The sequence below is a fragment of the Macrococcus bovicus genome (assembly GCF_030376725.1).
GTDB lineage: Bacteria > Bacillota > Bacilli > Staphylococcales > Staphylococcaceae > Macrococcus > Macrococcus bovicus.
The window spans coordinates 1,689,111-1,711,689 of sequence record NZ_CP128470.1; the positions used below are offsets into that span (position 1 = coordinate 1,689,111).

Sequence of the window (22,579 nt, forward strand, 5' to 3'; positions counted from 1 at the left end):
TCTTACTCAACAGTTTAGCAGATTAAGAAGGGTCATCCTATGATTATACGCCTTTTTGCCTATAAATCAGTCCTCGGACCGAGAAAAAAACACCGCCGAAGCGGTGTTGATTATTTAAGTGCATTCACGATAGCTTCATTAAAGTCTGGCAGATCATCAGGTGTTCTTGATGTCACTAAGTTGTTGTCCACAACCACTGACTCATCCACTACAGTGGCACCTGCATTCTCAAGATCTTTGCGTACTGATAAGTAACTTGTCAGCTTGCGCCCTTTTAATTCATCTGTATCAATCAACAGTTGTGGCCCATGACAGATAGCAAAGACCGGCTTATCTGCAGTCACGAATTCTTTAGTGAACTCACCGAAACGGCCTTCTTCATCGCCGCGTAACTGGTCAGGTGAGAAACCGCCGGGGATCAGTAATGCATCATAGTCTGCGGCATTTACGTCGCCGATTGCTTTATCGATGGTCACTTCTGTCTCTTCTTTTTTGCCTTTGACAGTTGAACCGGCTTCTTTACCGATTACTGTTACTTCGTGGCCTTCGTTCTTAATCGCCTCTACCGGGCTTGTATATTCCACATCTTCGAATAAATTATCAAGTACAACTGCTACTTTTTTAGTCATAATTTCTTATTCCTCCTTATAAGCAGTGATAGTTAAATTTACCCGCTTGAGTATACACTAAACATTTAAAGCGCCATGAATTCCTCCATACTGAGTACGGCTATTACTCTTGCTTTATCACTGCCGTCCGGCTTAAAGATGATGGTCGTGCCGGCTGGCGGATAATAGCCATATGCCTTATCAAACTTCCCCTGATGCGTGAAAAGAAGGGTATTCTGTCCCTTTGCAGGTGCTGTCATCGTCCGTTCGCGCAGCTGCTGGAGTGACTGGTCCAGTTCCTGTTGATCATCAAAATCAAGTGAACCGGTCAAGTCTCTTGTAATAGTGATAGGCTGGCCGAAAGCGGCATCTGCATGCTGCCAGACAAAATAATACTCAGAGGATAGCACGTCACTGACCGGGATACCAAGTGAGCGGTAATGCCCGCCATATGCCTTCATCTGGCGGATACTCTCTTCCGATATACGCTGCCCGTCATCCTTGACCTTGCCATTCAGGTCAGCCGGGACTTCAGAAGGCGGACCGCCTGAACCGGTATAGCGGAAGACGATTACATAACCGCCATCTTTCAGCTGTTCTGCTAAATCAGATGGTGCTTTGACATTTTCGAAATCAACTGCCGAGGTCTGTTTGTCTGTCTGTGCTGTCTGCTCTTCAGGGGCCTGCTCAGCCTGACAGGCCGTCAGCACTAGAGTGCTTAAGCTCATAACTGTTAATAGGCGCTTCATATGCTCCACCTCGTTCAGATGTAATGGATAGTACACTATCTATTATAGCGGCTCGCAGTGACAGAGACGATTGATTTGCTTAATTTTCTTTTCCGTACTAACGTGATAACTGCTTCAACCTGAACGGTCTGCGGGAACATATCGACAGGCTGGATCGCTTCTACATCAAAGGCTTTCGTCAAATGCGCAAGATCTTTGGCAAGCGCTGATGGATTCCGGCTCACATAGACGAGGCGCTTCGGCTTGATTTCATTGAGGACACTGATTTCTTCAGCTGTCAGGCCGGAGCGGTCCGGATTGATCGTGATAACGTCCGGATAGAAGCCGTCATTGATCCACTCCTCAAGCTTATCAGCCGGTTCTCCTATCTCAAATAGACAGTTGTCAATGCGGTTGGCCGCTGCGCTGTACGTTGCATTGATGATCTCCTGCTCCTTCAGATCCGTGCCTCGTACTTCGCGGGCATGAGGGGCGAGTTTCATGGCCAGCCCGCCCGCACCGCAGAAGAGGTCAGCTACATGTTCAGTTCCTCTCAAGTTAGCAGCTTTGACGATTTCATCGTAAAGCACATGGGTCTGACTGACGTTGATCGGGAATGCACTGACTGTCGTCACATCATAATGGGTCTCCCCGATTTTCTCGTGGAGGGTCTGTTCGCCGTCCAGGATAATCGTCTCTTCTCCTGTCAGTAAATCACGCTCATGATTGATATTCAGTCCAAAACTGGTGACATGCGGCAGACGCATGATGCGTTCTGTCAGTAAATCCAGTTTTTTCAGCTCGCTTGTTGTGGAGACGAGAATAACCTGGATGTCACCCGTCTCCTCTGCCACTCTGGTCATGATGTAACGGACGCCCTCTTCCTTGTTGACATTCTTCGCGACATCGATGTTCAGTTCACTCATAATGGCTTTGACAGCCTGTGTGGTTGTCATGGTCCGTTTGTCCTGTACGATACATTCATCTAAGTCGATCAAGGTGTTTGATTGCTCTTTATAGAGACCAGCACGGATTTTACGGCCGGACTTCTCAACCGGGAACTGATTCTTACTGCGGTAACGGAAGGGCTTTGCCATGCCGATTGTCGGCTTTACTTTATCAGCCTGCACATGTCCGGCGTACTTCTCCAGCGAGTCCATAATAATCTGCTGCTTAAACTTCAGCTGAGCCGCGTAATCCATATGCTGCAGCTGACAGCCCCCACATAAGAAGAAGACCGGACACGGCGGCGTCACACGTTCCGGTGCACGCTCACGTATCTTCAGGACCTTCCCTTCCAGATAACGGGGATTAACTTTCGTCACCTGCGTCAGTACCACTTCTCCCGGCAGCGCGTCCGGTACGAATGTAATCTTGCGCTTGTAATAGCCGATGCCCTCACCATTGATGCCCAGTCTCTTGATAGTCAGAGGAAATTTCTGTCCTATTTTCACTTCTATATCTTTCATTCCAGTCCTCCTACTTGATCGACTTGACTTTTGCTTCTAACTGCTCCAAAATTTCAAGCCATTCATCGATATCTGCCATATCAGTGGTTTCTGGATCCACACTATCAATCGTTTCGATGAAAGCACTTAACTTTTCCTTGATTTCATTTAATGATTCGTTCGCCATTATTACCCTCCTCATCGCTTTATATCGCCCTTTATTATGAACGAGAAGTCCTGAACTTTCAATCTATAGTCGTTGACAATTATTGTCACAATGAGATAATGGTAAGGATTATTTGCGGAAAGAAGGACCCTTATGTTAGTAACGAAACAACGTATCACCCCTCAGTTCGACCCCTGGGAAGCTTATAATGAAGTGGAGAAATACGGCGAAAACAAGCTCTCAAATATCGAGTTCACGACGACGACCCTCTGCAACATGCGCTGTGCACACTGTGCTGTCGGCTATACCTTGCAGGTGAAGGATCCAGATGTCCTGGATATGGATCTCATTTTAAGAAGACTCGATGAAATCCCTCATCTCTCTACCATCAGTGTGACCGGTGGTGAACCGATGTTCTCCAGAAAATCCATTAAAGAAACGGTTAAACCGCTGCTGACATACGCGCAGAAACGAGGCATCTATACGCAGATGAACTCCAACCTCACCATGCCTTATGACCGTTACGAAGATGTCTTCGATCTGGTCGATGTCATGCATATCTCACACAACTGGGGCACAGTCGATGAATTCGCTGAAGTCGGCTTCCATGTCATGGAGAAGAAGCCACCTCTTGCCGCCCGCTACAGGCTCTACGAACAGATGATTGAGAATGCGCGCAGATTATCAGAAGCAGGGATGTTCGTGTCAGCAGAAACCATGCTCAATAAGAATACTCTGCCTTACCTCGAGAAAATCCACAATGAAGTGGTGCACGACATGAAATGCGCTCGGCACGAGATTCATCCGATGTATCCTTCAGATTTCGCTTCTGATATGAATGTCCTGACGCTCGATGAGATGAAACAGGCCATCCGTCATTTGTTGTCATTGCGCGATAAAGAGACCTGGATGCTGTTCGGCACACTGCCCTTCTTCCCATGCTCAATGAATGAGGATAATCTGCAGCTGCAGGAAACGCTGCATCTGGACCCGACCATAACGGTCAGAAATGACCCTGACGGTCGCTCACGGCTGAACGTCAATGTCTTCACCGGTGATGTCATCGTCACGGATTTCGGTGATGAGACGGGGACGATCAATAATATCAAGACACATTCACTGCAGTCTATCTATGATCAATGGCAGCAGAGCGCGCTGAATAAGCAGTTGAACTGTCACTGTGCTCCCGTTAAATGTCTAGGGCCGAACTTACTCGTCAAGAATATGTATTATCCAGGTGTTGACTTCAAGGAACGTGAACAGTCGATGCATGAACAACTGAATAAACGCCGCTAAAAAACGAAGTGAAATCTTTTCACTTCGTTTTTTGATATATACGCTGCAGCCATAATGCAGTTGACAATAAGCCGATGAGCATGATCACCAGCCCCCATTTCAAATACGGCGGTGTATATCGGATGATAACCTGCTTATCATGCTGCTTGACATCTACCCCGGTCATCAAATAGTTGACCGCTTCCACCGGACGTTCCTTGCCATCCACATAGGCAGTCAATCCTGTCGTGTAAGGCATCGGCAACACAAGCGCTCCCTTGTCACCTTGCAGGTCGACCGAGAATCCTTTCTTTTCTTTCTTGAAGGTCAACGGCTTCTTCTGATACTTTGCGTAAGCCTGACGTAGCTGCTGATAATCTTCCCCTTGAACGGACCTGAGTTCGACGTGATAGGTGCCTTTCGGGAAAGAGATGCGGATGGTTTCTGCTGCCTTTACATTCATCACCGCATCTTTGGCGCGACGTCTATATTTATACTTTTTCTTTGGTTTCATCACTTTCTTCTCATTGACCTGTACATAGAAATCCCGGTCTTCAGGCGCGATGATATCGGCCTTCATGGTCAGATAGAGTTCGGTATACGGCTGAATCTTGCTGCGGTCAAACGCCAGCACAAGACCACCGCCATCTTCTTTGACGTCAAGTGTCCGGCCCTTGTAGTCAGCATGGTCGGTCGACAGCTTGGCATAAGGGAGTAAATCCGGCACTTGGAAATGGCCAGCCGCTCCTTCTTCCTTAACCACTCCTGCCAGCATGGCGTACTCACGTTCAAGCGCATTATGCAGGGAAGACGCGGCATATGTTTTGTCAGCCACTCTGACACTAGGTAATGGATAAGGATTTTTCAGCACAGCGTAGCGCTTTGCAGCCACGAAATCATCCATCTGCTTAAACAGAGGAGAGGCATCCGGTTCCGCTGTGATATAGTGGTCGACATTCAGGAGGCTGGCCAGATTTTCTCGTCCTGATAGACGCGCATAATAACTGTTCTTCTGCTTATCCTGCGCGATCTGTAAATCATCTTCGTAGAATTCAAGAATCTTCTTATCAAAAATACTGGAGTAGAGCATCGTGCCGTTGTAGCCGTAATACATCGGTGTATTAACAGATGAATCATCATTCAGACTGATGCGTCTCATATCATCTGGCTGCGCATTCTTTAACTGATCAATTTCCTGCTGCATCTTCCTGTTATAGACATCGGCGTAAAAATAATCTGCCGTCTTAAAATACGGGTGCTGGACACCGTAATGATAATCCTGAATCAGGGTCAGCTGGCAGAGTGCAGTAGCCAGAATGATCAGCGACAGCCATCTACCGGTCGGGTTCTTCAAGTAAATCACCATCATCATGACAATAAGCGGTATATAAAGAATCCAGTAATCGAACTGTTGCAGCAGCAAAGCCGAGATCAGCACAACCAGGATGATCGGGCAGGCAGCGAGCAGCAGTTCACGCACCGTCAGTTCAGCGAGATGCTGGATGAACAATGCGGCCAGTATGGCCGTTGAGAATGCCAGAATATAGACCCATCTGCGCTGCGGCATGGAGAAGCCGTTGAACATACTGCCGACAAACGGTGTCAATGAACCGAGCATCAAGATCCACGTAGCGACAGCAAACAGCTTATAGTAGTAATAACGGTATAATTTAAAGGCACAGAGCGCAATGACAGCAACGAAAATAACAACGAGATGGAAACCACCGTAGAAGATGTTATTATTTGATGACCATTCAATCAACAGCGGCACATTCAACTTCTCGAGTGTCCGGTCATTGTTGATAAAAGAAGTAACGCCGGCGATAAAACCGATATTCCCGACCATAAAACCGATCACCGCTGCCGCCACTGTCTGCAGCACAGCCTGCGGTCTCGTTAAACGGTCATCATGATGACCGCGTATCACTCTGAGCAGAAAATAGATGCCTACTGCAATCATTTCGTAGTATGCCAGATAGAAATTGGAGAATACCGTCACGGCAATACTCATAATCAATATAAACGGCCTGCCTTTTCTAAGCAGCCGCTCGAGTCCTAATATAGAGAGCGGCAGATAGATCATGACATCACTGAAAAATGACCATGTATAGGTGAAGTAATAAAAGATGGTCGACCAGCTGTAAAGAATGGCCGCCAGTAAAGCCGGCCTGTTTTTAAGCCCTATCTCCTTTGCAGCGTAATACATCGCGACAAATACCAAGCTACATTTCAGAACGGCTGTCACATATTGCATATGAATCATCTGGGTGATGACATCTGCATGATTGAACAGCTGATAGACAGCCAGCAGCAAGAAAGTGATATAAGATACGAGTGATGTGGCATAGTAATAACTGAGACTGGTAAAGTAATCGCCCCCCAGACCGAAAGAAACATCATAGAATGTCCTGGATTCCTTGAAATGTTCGTAGAGATAGACCTGAAACGGAATCATCTGCTTCATGCCATCACCTTTACCGATATAGAGCACACCATTTGCCACATAGCGATAAAGGTCCGGCAGATAAAAAATCAGACTCATTAAGAGTGCAATCGCTGAGATTGTCATAAAACGTTTTAACATCATTTGGCCCTCGGGTTCTGTCTATTTTTTCCTTTGTCATTATAACAAGAAATATCCTATAAATAAAACGACACCAGTAAACCATTGTTTACTGGTGTGTCATCAGGTATAAAGCTTGGTGGAAAAAAAGTTCAGCAGCTCCTTGCTGTAGACAGAACGTTCTTTTCGTTTGACGGCTCGTTCAGCGCCGGATTGATTCAGCCATCTCTGATCATCATCTTCTGCATAGACTTCCGGCACCTGAACCGGCTGATTATGCGCATCAAGCGCCACAAATGTCAGAAAACTGACCGCAGCCAGTTCCTTTCTGCCCTCCAGAATATTCTCTGCGATGACTTTTGTGAACACTTCCATCGAAGAGTTACCTGTATAAGTCACCAGCGCCACGAGTGAAACGATATCACCCGGCCGGATGGGTTTGACGAAGTCCACTGAGTCAGTTGAAGCAGTCACAACCGAATGTCCGCAATGCTTCGTTGCCGCAATAGAAGCGACATCATCTATCATCGCCATCAGTTTGCCGCCGAACAAAGTATTGTGATGATTGGTATCAGACGGGAAAACCTGCTGTGTTTTCACCGTTCTGGATTCAGACATTGATTTTCTTTCTCTCATCAGTTTTCTCCTCATTTGCTCTACAATAAAGGAGATAGTTTCCTATCTCCCCAGTTGTTTGTTATTTAGTGTAAGTCATCTGCAAAGACTTTCTTCTCAAGTGCTTCTTCTGGTGTATCGATAATGTCGGCCTCTCTAGAATCGAAAGCGTGTCTTAAGAAGAACATTAGCATGCCACCGAAAGCGAAAATCGAGAAAAGAAAGGCAATCACAATAAACCACATCATAGCTACTGACATGTTCAGCCTCCTGCTCTTAACAATATAGAATTATCATATCATTATCTATCCAAAATTAAAACGCCCAATTACCATTTATAAAAATAGGTTCCTCGTGACCTTCTGCTGTAATCCCGCTGATATTCATCTCCGCATTACCGATCATGAAATCTTCATGTGTAATCGACTGATTGAGACCCGCCGCATCAAGCTCAGCGTCCGACATCTCTTTACCGCCTTCTAAACAGAACGGATAAGCAGATCCGAGGGCCAGGTGACAGGAGGCATTCTCATCAAACAATGTATTGTAGAAAAGCGTCTGACTGTTAGAGATAGGAGAGTCGTGCGGGACAAGTGCCACTTCACCCAGCTGGACAGCATTCTCATCAGACTCAAGCAGACCCTTTAAAATGTCATGGCCGACTTCAGCATGATAATCGACGACTTTACCGTCCTTGAAGGTCAAGCTGAAGTTGTCGATGATATTCCCGCCGTAGCTGAGCGGCAGAGAATTTCTGACCGTGCCGTTGACCTGATCCTGATGGGGTACGGTGAACACTTCTTCAGTCGGCATGTTCGCCATGAACTCAACACCGGCCGCACTGACCGAAGAAGCACCGCACCAGATGTGGCCCTCAGGCAGGCCAATCGTCAGGTCTGTGCCTGGTGCACTATACTTCAATGCTTTGTACGCCTTCTTATTTAAGTAATCTGCTTTCAGATGAAGCGTATGGTTATGGTCTTGCCATGCTTTAACTGGATCCTGCTCGTTGGCACGGACAGTGTAAAGCATTAAATCGAGGAGTTTGTCCACCGCTTCTTCCTCAGATAGGTCAGGAAAGACGAGTTTCGCCCAGGCTTTTGACGGATACGCAGCAACTGTCCATGCAAACTGGTCAGACTGCATCATGCGCATATATTCGCGGAAAGCATTACCGTTTGCACGCATCATAGCGCTCACTTTATCCGGATCAGCATCTTTCAGGTTCTCAGGGCTTGAAGAAATCAGTGCCAGTTGTGCAGCGCCGTCCTTGGCATAATCCATGCGCTCATCGACCACATACTGCGGCACCGACTCAAATGCTTCCTGCGGGCGGTACTGCAGGTTCAGCTGCGCCAGCCGGTCATCGCCGTAGCTGACTTTAACATCCTCAGAACCTGCTTTATAGGCTTCCTCTACAACTAAATGCACAAATTCAGCCGCCTCTACCATCGCACGAATATACACTCGCTGCTTCGGCTGTACATTCATCCCCACATGTACAAGAAGCTGTGCATATAATCTTAGTTTTTCCTCTTGATTTGCAATCATGTTCTAATCCCCTTTTTTTCAGTTATTTTCTCAGTTGGCCCAGCGCATCTGTGATCGCTGCAATTTCACTTGCTGATACATGGTCCCGTTTCATGACCATCTCATGAAGATCCTTTAAATCTTCCATTTTAGCATCATCAATATCTTCCGCATTGATGACTCCTTTGTTGATCAGTTTCAATTTTGACATAATGTCTTCTAGCATTGCTTCTTTAGTCATAACTGCCCTCCGCTGTCATTAAGCATAATTTCTGAAAAATCTCATCTGCAACAAGTTTACCACATAATATATTAGGATATATAATAGTATTATCCACACACTAACTTAATGGAGGAATCATCATGAATAACAAATTAATTCCTGGTATGCTGATCGGGGCTGCTGTAGGCGCTGCGGTCGCAATGCTCGACAGAAACACTCGTTCTTCTGTCAAAACTCAAGTGAGCAATGTCAATGAACTACGTAAAAATCCATCTACTGCTAAAGATAAATTCGCAAGCATTAAAGATGAAATCATGTACTGGAAAGATCAGATCGAAGAAATTCGCCGCAACAATCCAGAACTTGAAAAAGCCATTCTTGAGACGAAAGATATGCTGACTAAAAAATAAGAAATATTTCTACTTATATTATGAGGAGTGATTCATATGGCTGAAAAGCAGAAGAGCTCTTCTAAATTTTTGACTCAGGCGGCTGATCCGTCTGGGTCAAAAAATTTAGATGAGAGTTATGTCAAAACACAGAAGTTCCAGTCTAAAGAAGCAAAGAAAGAAGATGAGGAGCTTCACGTATCAAAAATCAACAAACCTGTTAAATACAAAGAGGACGGCAACTTTTTTCAGCGTCTCCTTTACCGTATCGGAAAAGACGATGCATCCGGCTTAGCGGCTCAGCTGGCTTACTATTTCCTGCTGGCGCTTTTCCCGCTGCTTATCTTCTTATTGACGCTTTTACCGTTGTTTAACTTAAAACCAGAGACAATCACCAACGTTATCGCGAGTAACGCGCCTGGCGATACCGCGGACACCATCAATACCATCGTAAGTGATGTCATGGCCAACTCATCAGGCGGCTTACTGTCATTCGGTCTGATCGCTGCGTTATGGTCCGCTTCAAATGGTATGACTGCGTTAATGAATGCCTTCAATGTCTCTTATGAAGTAGAAGATGCTCGTAATCCGATTGTGGCTAAACTGCTTAGCGTCTTATTTACAATCATTATGATCTTAGTAGTAGCTATTACTTTAGCGCTGCCGGTATTCGGGGAACAGATCGGTAATCTGTTATTCGGTAAAATCGGTCTCGGTGATCAATTTGTCTGGATCTTCAATCTCGTCAAAGTCATCCTGCCTCTTCTTCTGACGTTTATCGTCTTCACAACCTTATATGCGATCGCACCGAACATCAAACTGGCATGGAAATCAGTATTACCAGGTGCGTTATTCGCCACTGTTGCCTGGTTAGGTGCCAGCTATTTATTCGGACTTTACGTCAATAACTTTGCGAATTACTCTAAAACATATGGTAGTATTGGAGGTGTCATCGTTCTGATGACATGGTTATACCTGACTGGCTTCATCATCATAGTCGGGTCGCAGATCAATGCCCTGCTGCACCAGAAGAAGACAGGTCAGTTACCTACTAAACGATAGGAGACACTCATGACACTATTAGAAGAAATCCTGAACTACAATGCGAAATTCGTTGAAGATAAGACCTATGAGAACTACGAAACTTCTAAAGTACCTACAATGAAAGCCGTCATGCTGACTTGTATGGATACTCGCCTTGTTGAACTGTCCACTAAAGCTCTCGGATTTAAGAACGGTGATGTTAAGCTTGTCAAAAATGCAGGCGCCACTATCACTCATCCATACGGTTCTACGATGAGAAGCTTACTGGTCGGCATTTATGCACTTGGTGCTGAAGAAATCATCATCATGGGACATAAAGACTGTGGTATGGGCGGTATCAATGTAGAAGAGGTCCTGAATACCATGAAAGACCGCGGCATCAAAGAAGAGACCATCTCAATTCTAAAGCATTCCGGTATAGATCTTGACCACTTCTTAGGCGGATTCTCAGATGTCAGAGAAAATGTACGCGCTAATATTGATCTCGTATATAACCATCCACTATTCGATCAGAGTGTACCTGTCCACGGGCTCGTTATCGATCCGCATACAGGTGAAGTGGAACTGATTCAGAATGGCTACGACAAAGTAGTGGAAAAATAATACACATTAAAACCCGGTGCCTCAGGCAACGGGTTTCTTACTGTTGATCAATCAGATGATGTTTAAAGGCGTAGATAACAGCCTGCGTTCTATCCTGCACTTCCAGTTTGCTGAGGATATTGCTGACATGTGTTTTAACAGTCTTGATGGTGATATGGCTTGCATCCGCGATTTCCTGATTGGACATACCGCTGGCAATCAGCAGCAGAATCTCCATTTCACGTTCTGTCAGCATATCATAGAGTTCTGCCTTCTGCTGCATTCGGTTACGCATCTTGGTCATCACTTCGGCCTCAAAGACCGCTTCACCGTTATAGGTCTTCCTGACGACGTCCGCGATGCGGTCAGCGCTTGACGTTTTAAGGATGTAACTGTCTACACCCGCATCCAGTGCCGCGTATACTTCTTTGTCATTGATAAAGCTGGTCAACATGATCACTTTCGTCTCTGGCATTGAGCTCTTGATTACAGCAGTGGCCTCGATTCCATTCATCTTGTCCATCACCATATCCATCAGGACTACGTCAGGTTGCAATGCCTTGGCTTTATCGATGCCTTCCTGACCATCACTTGCTTCACCGACCACTTCGATGTCCGGCTGTGTCGACAGAAAACTGGATATGCCTATTCTGACCATCTCATGATCATCTACGAACAACACTTTCATACTATCCCTCCTCGTTGATCGGAACTTTTATTTCTATGCGTGTACCGCTGTCCGGCGCAGAAATAATCTGGCATGTTCCTCCTATCTCAAGTGCACGCTCTTTCATCGTATTAATGCCGTATCGCGTCTCATCTCTTGTTTCCAGATCAAACCCTCGACCATCATCCGTGATTCGGAGCATCAGGCTTTCAGGAATAGGAAATAGTTCAATCGTCAGTTTGTGTGCTCTTGCATGACGAAGTGTATTCGATATCGCTTCCTGCGTAATACGGAACAGCTGATCTTCTATGCCTTTGGACAGCTTGACAGGCGTCATATCCAGCTGTATTTCAAGCGGTGTCTTCTGCTTCAGGTCCAGCGTCAAGTCTGTGATCCCATCTACCAGGGATTTATTCTGCAGGGCCAGCGGTCTTAAGTGCAGCAGGAGCGCACGCATCTCCTGCTGGGCCTCATGTAGCATGCGTTCAAGCAGATTCATCTGCCTGGTCATCTCTTCACTGAGTTGTTGTGCTTGCACTGCTGATAGCATCATACTTGCTGCAAAGAGCTGCTGACTGACCGAGTCGTGAAGTTCACGTGCCAGACGCTGCCTTTCTTCTTCCACAATTTTTTTGACGATCTGCTCATTCACACCACTTGTCACCATCTGGTTCTGGTGCTTGATAGTCCGCATGGTCTCATTTAACTTGATGATGGCGCTGAAGACCTCTGCGGCCTCCGGATGTAATTCTATTTCATTCGATGAGCGGATCTTCTCACCATCATCCACTGCGCGAATCTGATTCTTTAACCAGGCATACTGCTCATTCTGCTTGTAAGCGACAAGTGATCCCATAATAATGCATGATAGGATCACAATGACATTCAGAAAGAGCCAGGCTGGTACACCCATGATATAAGAGGTCAGCATCCCCTGGAAGTAGATGATATTCGTGAATATCCTGTCCAGTATATAGAAGATGAATAACAGGCTATAGATGAGTATCAGCATGACACCTATATGTCGTGTGTAATTATTCATCGATGAATAACCTCCAGATCACCGATAATAGAGGAGACCATCACCTTGATCATTACACCGTTCGGATATTCAGGTGTCAGATAAGTCAGCCGCTGATTTTTTGAGCGCTTGGTAAAGTCTTCGACCGTCAGCTGGCCGTAGAGAGATGAATAATCAATTTTGACCTGATAATGATGCGGGACAATAAGGGTGGTCTTACCTAAAAGCTGATGGACGACCACGACATTATCCTGCCTCAGATTTGCTGCTGTTGTCAGGTCAATCAGGATGTCACCTATCGCATGCTGCAGATGTATATCATCAAATTTGTAGACTTCATCCGGCGTTTTCTTCGTATTGAACCAGTTCTGACTGGAGACTCGTAAGTCATTATTCTCAACGGTGATGATTGACGGCTGGCGTCTCGCTATCAGATATCTGAGCGACAGTATAATCAGAAAGCTGAAGAGCAGAATCAAGGTATAAGGATTTGACAGCATGCCAAAAGCGATCAGTGCTATTCCTATCCAGAGCAGCACTAATCCCCTCAGCTTTTTCTTATAGAACTGGCTGCTGTAGACGAGCAGAAGCCCGACCAGCAGGACCAGTATCATACCTGTTTTCATAAAAAATAAGTAATACAAGTTAGAAATAATGAGCAAAATTATAAATGTAATCAAGATTTCAGTTGAAACTAACTGTTTCACATACTCACTTCTCTTTCATTCATCTTCTGTAGCATCATTATCTCATACTGCACTTCTTCTTTCATACTTTCAATCATCGCAAGTGACACTTCAATTTCATGGAGCTCATGATCCAGCTGGTTCAGTCTGCTGATATGCATCACGCGATTTGAGCGGAACTCACGTTGACTGCCGTCTTCTGAGTCTATAACCGTTAATTTGAAGTTATAATGGTCATACTGTTTCAGCAGTGTGGCCTGTTCATTTGCTTTCAGTGCTTTCTGGACATTCAGATCCGTTAACCTGTGCTGGAGTTCAGCTATCTTATTAAACAGACTATGATTAATGGCTTTCTTGACCGTGCGGGTCAATACAGATGTGATTCGGCTCATGCTATCATCTCCTCAATGTCCTCATTATAAAAAAAGTTCCTCAAGACGTAAAACGTCTGAGGAACGATTCATCTCTCATACTTTAGTCTGAGATACGTTCAGTCAACAGGAAAGGTCCTTCCTTGGTCACGACAATCGTATGCTCAATCTGAGCCACATAACTTTTATCTTTCGTTTCAAATGCCCATTCATCCTTGCCATCGCCGACGATCGTTGCTTTGGACGAAATAAACGGCTCAACAGCGAGGACCATCCCTTCTTTCAGCAGTACTTTATCATGTGGGTCGTAGTAGTTCAGTATATGCTGCGGCTCTTCGTGCAGACTTGTACCGATACCATGGCCTGTCAGGTTCTTGATCACCGTCACGTCATTCTTACGCGCGGTCGCATTAACTGCGCGGCCAATCTGACTGAGTTTCGTCCCTGGCTTCACTTTTTTCATTGCTTCTTCAAATGCCATCAGTGCGACATCGACGACTTTCTGCTTCAGTGGATCGGCACTTTCGCCGACCACAAAGGAAATACCTGTATCCGCATAATAGCCATCTTTACAGCCGGAGACATCTATATTGACGAGGTCGCCTTCTTCAATCACACGTTTGCCGGGTATGCCATGTGCAACTTCTTCATTGACACTGATACATGTATAACCTGGGAAATCATATTCAGTGATGGGTGCCGATTTCGCACCCAGCTTATCAAACATTTCACCGGCGATATTATCCAGTTCTTTTGTGGTGATACCTGCGACTGTATTTTCCTTCAGTGTATCTCTGATCTCCGCGACAATCTGTCCGATCGCTTTCAGTTTTTCAAGTTCCTCATTTGATTTAATAATCATTCTATCTCTTCTTTCATTTGGGTTGTCTCTATATTATAACAAACATTTAATGGTATACTAAATTTAAAAAACGGAATGAGAAGAATGAACTTAAAACATATACTCGGTCCGCGGATCATCAAGACAGGTCTCGCGACATTTCTGACCGCTCTGATCTGTCAGCTCTTAACATTTCCGGCGATATTTGCGGTCATCACTTCTATTGTCTCAATCGAACCGACCGCTAAAGCATCGCTGAAAAAAGCTTATATTCGTTTTCCGGCCTCCATCATCGGTGCTTTTATCGCCGTGATGAGCACGTATTTTCTCGGTGATTCCCCGCTTGCCTATAGCCTTGCCGCTACCGTGACGATTCTTGTCTGTTATCAGCTGAAGCTATTTGACGGTATGCTTGTCGCCAGCCTGACAGCTGTAGCCATGGTGCCTAATATTCACGATGCCTTCGCCTACAACTTTTTCTCACGGCTCGCCACCACGACTATCGGCCTGACGACAGCCGGACTCGTCAACTACTTGGTCTTACCACCGAAATATCAGCAGCAGATTCAGTCTATTATCAGCTCGATTGAACGAGACAGTGCCTCCCTTTTTGTCAAGCGCAGCAAAGAAGTGCTGGTCGGTAATTTCACGTCCGAAGAGAGCATGCAGCTGCTGGAAGCCATCAACTCTAAAATCAGCAAAGTCCACCAGCTCATCAAATATGAGCATGAAGAATATCAGTATCACCGTGATATGAACCGGAAACGCGCCATGACTACAATTGAAAAACGGCTGCAGGTTGACCAGCTGATCGTTCTTCATCTATCTAATATGATCTATATGCCGGATCAGCAGTACTTTGACTTTTCCCTGGCTGAACGTGAGGCATATGTTCAGATACTTGATGCGATGACTCAAAATAGACCGGTGCCGGCGCCTGCCCTCTCAGTCTTCAAATCCAGCGTCAAACATCTGAATGAATTCGACGACAATCAGCTCAAAAGCCATTATATCTATGAACTCTTAATGATCCAGAAACTGATGAAAGACCACCTGACATAGTCAGGTGGTCTTTCACATGTCAATCTAGAAACGCTTGAATAAAACGTTGTTCTCGAGATGCACATGATTGAATGTATCTTTCTCGAGCCGTTCTAAACGTGCGAAGACAAGACGGTAGGTGCCGCATGCATCAAGCGGCGGTGTAAAATCATGCGTCAGTTCTCTTAATCGCTTAAGCGCATTACCGGCATTCTCATGTTCCGTCTCCAGTTCATCGATATGCGGCTGGAGTTTTGCACGCAGTTCGTCTGTAGGATTCAGCGAGTATTCTTTGACAAGCGGAAAGACAGTGTCATCTTCATCCAGCGTATGATCGAGCAGCTCATTTTTCAGTCCGGTGAAGACTTCCTTGATGTCAATCAGCTCCGGATGGTTGTCACCATGGACTTTAGCGACTTTCGTGACATAAGGCGTCAGATTCTTCATTTCCTCCCGCAACAGTATATGATACTTGTTCTGAATATAGTTGATCAGACTCGCATTATCCAGATACTGTACATCCAGACCTTCTCCCGCATTCTCTGTCTGCAGACTATTAATCTCATCGAGCAATGTTTCAAGCGACGCACTTTTGTCATGAACAGCCTCTGCCAGCGGTATTTGTCCGCCGCAACAGAAATCAATCCGGTTACTTCTGAATATATCTGCACTCTTCGGAATCTCCTTGACGATATCAGCGACCCGCATTTCCTTAGTAATCATCGTATAGCCTCCTGTTTTCACTTTTATCTGTTAACACTTTATATTATACACCCAAAAGATATATTTTAAATATATCTTTAAAAGTGTTCGTATTTTTATCATAAATAAAAGGCATCTTATCCTATGATAAGATGCCTGAGGAACTATTTTTTCTTCTCTTCTTTTCTGTCGCCCGGTTCGTTCTGCAGCTGTTCTCTTACTTTTTCATCGACGAGCCCAGGCGTATCGTCCTTCATGCGCTGTGAAGTTGTCTTTGAATCTTCCTGTGCCATATCAAGCCCTCCTAAGTGATAGATAGTTCACTTTACCCGTCAGGATGATATTTAACCTTTATTGATCCGCAAGTAAGCGGTCAATGATGACTTTCTTCGCACTCTCTTCAATCGCGTTGTCATTCAGCGGACTGAACGCTATATTCTTACGTTCGCAGGCTGCCTTGAGGAGATAGTCTGTTATTTCATGGTTCTTCGGCAGAATCGGCCCGTGCAGATAAGTGCCGAGCAGATTTTTGTAATGGATCCCCTCTTTTTTATCGGTATCATTATTGCCGAAGCCCGAAACGACACGGCCGAGCGTATCATAGTCATGATAGGTGCGACCCCCGTGGTTCTCAAAACCGACAATCTGTCCGAAAGTCTCTGATTCGATGACGATATTACCGGTCAGACGCTCAGTTCTGGATTCTGTATAGAAGTCCAGGATATTCAGCCCTTTCAGTTCATGGCCATCGGGTGTCACATATTTCTCACCGAGGAACTGATAGCCGCCGCATATAGTCAGTGCAGGGACACCGTCTTCTATCGCAGCCTTGAACTCATCCTTGATCTTGAAGAGCTCCGTTGTCGCAATGGCCTGTTCACGGTCGCTGCCGCCACCGATAAAGAGGATATCCGCCTCTGATAATTTCAGCCCGGCTGTCTCTTTGACATCCGTCACTTTGACATCAATGCCGCGCCATTTCGCTCGTTTGGATAAGGCGATGATATTCCCGATATCACCGTACAGATTCAGCTTGTCAGGCATGAAGTGATAAATATTAATCGCTGTCATTATTTATCCTCCTTGAAATAAGTCGTGAGTGTCGTATGCATCGGCTCAAGTGATGTATAGTTCGGAATGCAGACCGTATAATCATCAAGTGCCATCGCCTGCAGGGTCGCCTGTTCAATCGAACGTTCGACCGTCACCTGCGCCGGAATCTCTGCATATTTAAGACGTACTGCCAGCTCTTCCGCCCGGTTGCCCGTACAGATGATGTGACCGATTGTCTGGCGTGACAGCTTTTCAAAGTCAGCATCCCAGATCCATGAGATATCGCGTCCATCTGCGCCGTTATCGTTCAGGCTGATCAGATAGGATTTAGTACCCTGGATTTTTTCGCCGACTGACAGGCTGGCATTCAGACCCGCCGGATTCTTGGCGAGATTGATAATCGCTTCTTTTCTGCCGTTTGAGAAATACTGCATCCGGCCATTATCCGAGGCGTAGCTTTCGAAGCCGCTTCTGATAGAGTCATCATTTAATCCGAGTTCCCGCAGCACACTATAGGCAGCGATAATATTGAACACATTGAAGTCTCCGGCAAGCTTCATATTAAATGTGGCGCCGTTAATGACCGGTACCAGATATGGATTCTCAGAGAGAGCTTCCACTTCATATTTAGGCTCATTCCGTCTGAAACCACATTCACAGCTGTAATGGCCGATCTGGTTGTAATGAATCGCCTCGTAATGGAGCAGACGGCCGCAGTTCGGACAGTACTTACTTTCAATCATCGTGCTTTCTTCGAAGTGATGGATGCCTGCTTTCATACCGTAGTAAACCACATCATCACTTGCAATCTTCAGTCGTGAGACAAACGGGTCATCTGCATTTAATATCAGCTTGATGCCTTTATTCTTAATATGATCGGCGATACGGTCGACCAGAATATCGATCTCACCGAAACGGTCCATCTGATCGCGGAAGAAGTTCGTGAAGACCATCATCGTCGGCGTCATTTCATTCAGGACACGCGGAATCGATCCTTCGTCAATTTCGATGATAGCGAGCTTAGTATTTTTATCTGCCTGGACGATAAAGCTGGATGTGATACCAGCGGCCATATTCGCCCCTTCTGTATTATGAATGATCGGGATACCCATGTTCTTTAATGTATGGCCGATTAAATTAGAAGTCGTTGTCTTGCCGTTTGTACCCGAGATAAAGACGACATCATCTACAGTAGCTGCCATTTTCCTCAAAATCTGTGGATCTATTTTTCTAGCTAACTGTCCCGGTAAATCCGTGCCTCTTTTACCAGCAGCGATACTAGCCTGTCTCGACAGTTTTGCCATTAATTTAGCTGTAAAAGTTCTCATAATGACCTCCTTGATTAACAATTTATTATATCATTTGCTGCCTATAAATCACATGATAAAGAAAATGATTTTCATTGACTGCGTATTTAATGGACCTTGTTAAAACAGACTGACCATGATAATATTTAATTGAAAATGATTATCACAATCAAATAAGAAGGTGTCTAAATGCTACATGCAGCTAATGCCGAAATCGGCAGTACTTATTTTGTTAAATCTTTCAGCTTTGATAATCCGGTCTTACAGCACCGTTTAAATGCGCTTGGTTTGTCAGTCGGCAGCGTGCTGAAAGTCCAGCGCAAAAGTCTGTTTAAAGGACCATGCGTCTTTGATATAGAGGGCCAGCATATCTGCATCCGGAATTGCGATGCGTGCAAAATCATGCTGGAAGCCGCTCATGACTAATACGTTCTGTATTCTCGGCAATCCGAATGTCGGGAAAACGTCACTTTTCAATGCACTGACCGGTTCATACGAATATGTCGGTAACTGGAGCGGTGTGACTGTCGAGAAGAAAATCGGTCAACTCAAAAAGAACTATGGCAACCTCGTGGACTTGCCCGGCACTTATGACCTGCTTCCTATCTCAAAGGACGAGACAGTCGTCACACGCTTTCTGCTGCAGGAGTCTTTCCAAGGCATGATCAATATTGTGGATGCCTCGCAGCTGCGACGTAATCTGCTGCTCACCATTCAGCTGATGGAATACGGCGCACCTATGATGATGGGCCTCAATATGGTCGATGTCTCAGCCAAACGAGGTTACCGTATTGATATCGACTTATTGATGCGTCGCCTGAAGATTCCTGTCATTCCTGTCGTTGCACGTACAGGCAAAGGTACCCATGAAATACTGGAAGCCGTCAATGACCGTCATCTGGCGGCTGCGCGGCTGTCTCTTCGCTATGACGACAGAATAGAAGCGCTGATCACCAAAATCTTGCCGACATTCAGCGGTCTTGCACTAAACAGACGACATCACCGTTTTCTCGCTGTCCAGTATTTGATGGACAATCCGGCTGTCATCGACTACATCGGTGACGATGCGGCAAGGGACACATTAAAAGCGCAGATTGACTTTCCCGTCAAGGAGCTGATTCTAAAAGCACGTCAGAATAAAATTTCCGAGATTCTTGACGGCGTAGTCACGCAGCCTGAGGTTTCCAAGACACCCTTGACAGAGACAATCGATCGCATCGTTACTCATAAATATCTGGGTATGCCGATTTTCCTGTTTTTAATGTGGCTGATTTTTCAGACGACCTTCACCTGGATCGGCACACCGCTGTCGGATCAGCTGGACGCCTTTTTCGGCGGACCGTTAACAGACTGGGCGCATCGCATCATGACGCAGCTCGGGGTGGTCGAGTTCCTGCAGAATCTGATCACTGATGGCATCATCGCCGGTGTCGGCGGTGTTCTGGTCTTCGTCCCTCAGATTCTGGTGCTGTTCTTCTTTATCTCACTTCTTGAGGACTCCGGTTACATGGCACGTATAGCGGTGATCATGGACCGTTTAATGGAGTTTTTCGGGCTGAACGGTAAATCATTTATTCCGATGATTATCGGCTTCGGCTGTAATGTGCCCGGTATCATGGCAGCGCGCAGTATCGAAGAGGAGAAGGAGCGTCTGACCACCATCTTGATCGCACCTTTTATGTCCTGTTCCGCCCGGCTGCCAGTCTATGCCCTCTTTGCAGGTGTATTCTTCAAGGAGAATCAAGCTCTGATTGTGCTGAGCCTGTATGTTATCGGGGTTGTCGTCGCATTGTTCATGAGTTTCATATTATCTAAAACGCTCCTGAAGAATGATACTTCAATCTTCGTCATAGAGCTGCCGCCCTATCGTCTGCCTTCCATTAAAACGCTATGGCGCAGTACCTGGGAAAAAGGAAAAGGATTCGTCAAAAAAGCAGGGACCTTCATTTTTGGCGGCTCCGTATTAATCTGGCTGCTCAACTACACGGGTCCTGGCGGTCTCAATGTAGGAATCGGTGACAGCTACCTCGCCATGATCGGCGGAGTGATTGCGCCGCTTCTGGCACCACTCGGCTTCGGCACATGGCAGGCAGGCGCGACACTGATTCCAGGGTTCCTGGCCAAGGAAGTCATCGTCAGTGCCATGGCTATCATCTATGCGGTCAGTGATGACGCCTTGATTCAAGTGATTCACAGCCAGTTCACGCCGCTGACCGCCTATGCGTTCATGCTGTTCATCCTGTTATATATCCCTTGTCTGTCGACAGTTGCAGCTATTCGTAAAGAAACAAGTTCATGGAAATGGACATTCCTTGCGATGCTCTATCCCGTAGCAGTGGCCTATATTTTAACATTTGCTGTCTATCAGCTCGGCCAACTGTTCATTTAAGGAGGCTCTTATGTCATTACTTATTAATATCCTGCTCGCCTTGCTCATCTTTGGATATGCGACGTTCACACTGGTCAGATTCTTCAGAAAATCAAAGGAAGGTAAATGCAACAGCTGCTCGGTCAATCAGGACTGCGGCTGTGAGTTGCCTAGAGACAAACCGTTATAGGTTCTGTCTCTTTTTTTGTATACTGGACAAAAGGGGGAAGTATGATGAATGAGTTTATTGCGCTCGATTTCGAGACAGCGAATGGTCAGCCGGCCAGCGTGTGCAGTGTCGGCATGGTGAAAGTGCAGGGCAATATGATGACGGAGACATTTTACACACTTGTCAATCCGGAGACCTACTTTTCAAAGAGCAATATCGCGGTTCATGGCATCAAGCCGGAAGATGTAGCAGATGCGCCGACATTTCCTGACGTCTTCCCTCATATGATGGATTTCATCGGCGAGCTGCCGGTCGTCGCGCATTTTGCACGCTTTGATATGAAGGTGCTCTACCAGTCCATTGAACGTTATGGCCTTGAAATGCCGGTCATGCCCTACTTCTGCTCCTGTAATATGGCACGGAAAACGGTTAAAAATCACAGCTACAGCCTGAAGAACATGATGAAGTTCTATGATCTTGATTTTCACGGGCATCATCATGCCCTGAATGACGCCAAGGCCAGTGCCATGATTACGCTCCGGCTTTTGAAACACTATGATTCGCTGGAAGACTATCTGAAGCGGCACCGCGCTTATTTGTCCGGCATGAAATACAAGAAGAGCCAGCAGATGAACCGCTATCAGGCAGAACTGAATGCGATCAGACCGACGACCCAGGATTTTGATCTGACGCATCCTTTTCACGCCAAGAAAATCGCCATCTCCGGGACTCTTCATCTGAAACGTAAAGATATCGTTCAGTATATCGTTGATCACGGCGGCCAGTATGCGTCCGATATCGAACAAGCGGACATCTATCTCTTCGGCAGACAGAAGGGCAATAAACCTTCTGCTAAGGACAACGCGGTCACCAACCGCCTGGCACGTGGTGAGGATGTACAGGTGATCAGCGATGATAAATTAAAGCAGCTGATTGAATTCTATCAATAAAACCATGCCCAGTGGACATGGTTTTATTTACGTTTATATATATTCTGTTTGATACTATCACGTGACACAGGTCTCTCTAGTTTGTGATCCACCCAGAAAAGGAAGACGGCCAGGACAATGATGCCCAGTAGTTTCCAGAAATCAAAGCCATTGTTCCAGGTATCCATCACAAAGAGAGCGAATAACAGAGCAACAATACCAATAATAGAAAACTTAAATTTCATCTTACTCA

General features: G+C 45.8%; 27 protein-coding genes and 1 pseudogene. 9 read left to right on the forward strand and 19 right to left on the reverse strand.

The annotated features are described in order from the left end of the window. Positions 1 to 110 precede the first annotated feature (110 nt). The 4 genes from QSV55_RS09245 to QSV55_RS09260 all read right to left on the reverse strand — a co-directional run bounded on the left by QSV55_RS09245 (position 111) and on the right by QSV55_RS09260 (position 2,971). A complete protein-coding gene (locus tag QSV55_RS09245) occupies positions 111 to 629 on the reverse strand; it encodes a type 1 glutamine amidotransferase domain-containing protein (RefSeq protein WP_289649985.1) in 519 nt (172 codons plus the stop codon). A 65-nt stretch (positions 630 to 694) separates the two neighbouring features. Then, entirely contained in the window at positions 695 to 1,357 is a 663-nt protein-coding gene (locus QSV55_RS09250) for a histidine phosphatase family protein (RefSeq protein ID WP_289649986.1), read from the reverse strand. A 35-nt stretch (positions 1,358 to 1,392) separates the two neighbouring features. Beyond that, positions 1,393 to 2,805, reverse strand: coding sequence for a 23S rRNA (uracil(1939)-C(5))-methyltransferase RlmD (gene rlmD, locus QSV55_RS09255; RefSeq protein WP_289649987.1), 1,413 nt, complete (start codon positions 2,803 to 2,805; stop codon positions 1,393 to 1,395). Positions 2,806 to 2,815: 10 nt separating this feature from the next. Then, positions 2,816 to 2,971, reverse strand: coding sequence for an SE1561 family protein (locus tag QSV55_RS09260; RefSeq protein ID WP_289649988.1), 156 nt, complete (start codon positions 2,969 to 2,971; stop codon positions 2,816 to 2,818). Between the two features lie 132 nt (positions 2,972 to 3,103). Between QSV55_RS09260 and yfkAB the strand changes: the two genes are divergently transcribed. After that, a complete protein-coding gene (gene yfkAB / locus QSV55_RS09265; RefSeq protein ID WP_289649989.1) occupies positions 3,104 to 4,246 on the forward strand; it encodes a radical SAM/CxCxxxxC motif protein YfkAB in 1,143 nt (380 codons plus the stop codon). 19 nt (positions 4,247 to 4,265) lie between these two features. Here the strand turns inward: yfkAB and QSV55_RS09270 are convergent, their stop codons facing one another. The 5 genes from QSV55_RS09270 to QSV55_RS09290 form a co-directional block, all read right to left on the reverse strand. Then, positions 4,266 to 6,809, reverse strand: coding sequence for a YfhO family protein (locus tag QSV55_RS09270; protein WP_289649990.1), 2,544 nt, complete (start codon positions 6,807 to 6,809; stop codon positions 4,266 to 4,268). A 102-nt stretch (positions 6,810 to 6,911) separates the two neighbouring features. After that, positions 6,912 to 7,424, reverse strand: coding sequence for an acyl-CoA thioesterase (locus QSV55_RS09275; RefSeq protein ID WP_289649991.1), 513 nt, complete (start codon positions 7,422 to 7,424; stop codon positions 6,912 to 6,914). A gap of 65 nt (positions 7,425 to 7,489) precedes the next feature. Next, positions 7,490 to 7,663, reverse strand: a complete 174-nt coding sequence (locus QSV55_RS09280; RefSeq protein WP_165983734.1) for a hypothetical protein — start codon at positions 7,661 to 7,663, stop codon at positions 7,490 to 7,492. A gap of 55 nt (positions 7,664 to 7,718) precedes the next feature. Continuing rightward, positions 7,719 to 8,954: an aminopeptidase gene (locus QSV55_RS09285; protein WP_133451797.1), complete on the reverse strand. Its 1,236-nt coding sequence runs from the start codon at positions 8,952 to 8,954 to the stop codon at positions 7,719 to 7,721. A 22-nt stretch (positions 8,955 to 8,976) separates the two neighbouring features. Further along, entirely contained in the window at positions 8,977 to 9,174 is a 198-nt protein-coding gene (locus QSV55_RS09290; protein ID WP_243721470.1) for a DUF1128 family protein, read from the reverse strand. A gap of 122 nt (positions 9,175 to 9,296) precedes the next feature. On the opposite strand from QSV55_RS09290, the gene QSV55_RS09295 reads away from it, so the two are divergent. From QSV55_RS09295 to QSV55_RS09305, 3 genes are read left to right on the forward strand one after another with little or no spacing between them, the layout of a single operon-like run. Next, complete coding sequence (locus QSV55_RS09295) at positions 9,297 to 9,566, forward strand: YtxH domain-containing protein (RefSeq protein ID WP_289649992.1); 270 nt, start codon at positions 9,297 to 9,299, stop codon at positions 9,564 to 9,566. A gap of 36 nt (positions 9,567 to 9,602) precedes the next feature. Then, the gene (locus QSV55_RS09300; RefSeq protein ID WP_289649993.1) at positions 9,603 to 10,607 is read left to right on the forward strand and encodes a YihY/virulence factor BrkB family protein; all 1,005 of its coding nucleotides are present in this window, start codon (positions 9,603 to 9,605) and stop codon (positions 10,605 to 10,607) included. Positions 10,608 to 10,616: 9 nt separating this feature from the next. After that, positions 10,617 to 11,192, forward strand: coding sequence for a beta-class carbonic anhydrase (locus QSV55_RS09305; protein WP_289649994.1), 576 nt, complete (start codon positions 10,617 to 10,619; stop codon positions 11,190 to 11,192). 37 nt (positions 11,193 to 11,229) lie between these two features. Here QSV55_RS09305 and QSV55_RS09310 read toward each other — a convergent pair whose 3' ends face one another. The 5 genes from QSV55_RS09310 to map form a co-directional block, all read right to left on the reverse strand. Further along, positions 11,230 to 11,859, reverse strand: a complete 630-nt coding sequence (locus QSV55_RS09310; RefSeq protein WP_133451801.1) for a response regulator transcription factor — start codon at positions 11,857 to 11,859, stop codon at positions 11,230 to 11,232. A 1-nt stretch (position 11,860) separates the two neighbouring features. After that, positions 11,861 to 12,880 carry a sensor histidine kinase gene (locus tag QSV55_RS09315; protein ID WP_133451802.1) on the reverse strand — a complete coding sequence of 340 codons (1,020 nt, stop codon included), beginning with the start codon at positions 12,878 to 12,880 and terminating at the stop codon, positions 11,861 to 11,863. Next, positions 12,877 to 13,566 carry a cell wall-active antibiotics response protein LiaF gene (gene liaF, locus QSV55_RS09320; protein WP_289649995.1) on the reverse strand — a complete coding sequence of 230 codons (690 nt, stop codon included), beginning with the start codon at positions 13,564 to 13,566 and terminating at the stop codon, positions 12,877 to 12,879. Before liaF ends, QSV55_RS09315 begins: the two co-directional genes overlap by 4 nt. Beyond that, positions 13,563 to 13,937 (reverse strand): hypothetical protein, encoded by a 375-nt coding sequence (locus tag QSV55_RS09325; protein WP_289649996.1) that lies wholly within the window; start codon positions 13,935 to 13,937, stop codon positions 13,563 to 13,565. The genes liaF and QSV55_RS09325 overlap by 4 nt, the downstream gene beginning before the upstream one ends. Before the next feature lie 82 nt (positions 13,938 to 14,019). After that, positions 14,020 to 14,778, reverse strand: a complete 759-nt coding sequence (gene map / locus QSV55_RS09330) for a type I methionyl aminopeptidase (RefSeq protein ID WP_289649997.1) — start codon at positions 14,776 to 14,778, stop codon at positions 14,020 to 14,022. Positions 14,779 to 14,853: 75 nt separating this feature from the next. Here map and QSV55_RS09335 point away from each other — a divergent pair, with 75 nt between their 5' ends. After that, complete coding sequence (locus QSV55_RS09335; RefSeq protein ID WP_434784198.1) at positions 14,854 to 15,819, forward strand: FUSC family protein; 966 nt, start codon at positions 14,854 to 14,856, stop codon at positions 15,817 to 15,819. Positions 15,820 to 15,843: 24 nt separating this feature from the next. On the opposite strand, the gene scdA is transcribed toward QSV55_RS09335, so the two are convergent. From scdA to murT, 4 genes are all read right to left on the reverse strand, one after another. Next, on the reverse strand, positions 15,844 to 16,521 hold the full coding sequence (gene scdA / locus QSV55_RS09340; RefSeq protein WP_289649999.1) for an iron-sulfur cluster repair di-iron protein ScdA: 678 nt from the start codon (positions 16,519 to 16,521) through the stop codon (positions 15,844 to 15,846). Positions 16,522 to 16,664: 143 nt separating this feature from the next. Continuing rightward, positions 16,665 to 16,793 (reverse strand): hypothetical protein, encoded by a 129-nt coding sequence (locus QSV55_RS09345; protein ID WP_289650000.1) that lies wholly within the window; start codon positions 16,791 to 16,793, stop codon positions 16,665 to 16,667. A gap of 58 nt (positions 16,794 to 16,851) precedes the next feature. Next, a complete protein-coding gene (gatD, locus tag QSV55_RS09350) occupies positions 16,852 to 17,571 on the reverse strand; it encodes a lipid II isoglutaminyl synthase subunit GatD (RefSeq protein WP_289650001.1) in 720 nt (239 codons plus the stop codon). Next, on the reverse strand, positions 17,571 to 18,881 hold the full coding sequence (gene murT / locus QSV55_RS09355) for a lipid II isoglutaminyl synthase subunit MurT (protein WP_289650002.1): 1,311 nt from the start codon (positions 18,879 to 18,881) through the stop codon (positions 17,571 to 17,573). The genes gatD and murT overlap by 1 nt, the downstream gene beginning before the upstream one ends. Before the next feature lie 168 nt (positions 18,882 to 19,049). Here murT and QSV55_RS09360 point away from each other — a divergent pair, with 168 nt between their 5' ends. From QSV55_RS09360 to QSV55_RS09375, 4 genes and pseudogenes are all read left to right on the forward strand, one after another. Further along, the gene (locus QSV55_RS09360; RefSeq protein ID WP_133451809.1) at positions 19,050 to 19,286 is read left to right on the forward strand and encodes a FeoA family protein; all 237 of its coding nucleotides are present in this window, start codon (positions 19,050 to 19,052) and stop codon (positions 19,284 to 19,286) included. Beyond that, complete coding sequence (gene feoB / locus QSV55_RS09365) at positions 19,279 to 21,249, forward strand: ferrous iron transport protein B (protein ID WP_133451810.1); 1,971 nt, start codon at positions 19,279 to 19,281, stop codon at positions 21,247 to 21,249. Before QSV55_RS09360 ends, feoB begins: the two co-directional genes overlap by 8 nt. A 10-nt stretch (positions 21,250 to 21,259) precedes the next feature. Beyond that, on the forward strand, positions 21,260 to 21,418 hold the full coding sequence (locus tag QSV55_RS09370) for a FeoB-associated Cys-rich membrane protein (RefSeq protein ID WP_133451811.1): 159 nt from the start codon (positions 21,260 to 21,262) through the stop codon (positions 21,416 to 21,418). Between the two features lie 41 nt (positions 21,419 to 21,459). Continuing rightward, positions 21,460 to 21,975 (forward strand): annotated as a pseudogene (locus QSV55_RS09375) (3'-5' exonuclease); the annotation flags it as partial. 395 nt (positions 21,976 to 22,370) lie between these two features. Here QSV55_RS09375 and QSV55_RS09380 read toward each other — a convergent pair. Continuing rightward, positions 22,371 to 22,571 (reverse strand): hypothetical protein, encoded by a 201-nt coding sequence (locus QSV55_RS09380; RefSeq protein WP_289650003.1) that lies wholly within the window; start codon positions 22,569 to 22,571, stop codon positions 22,371 to 22,373. Positions 22,572 to 22,579 lie beyond the last annotated feature (8 nt).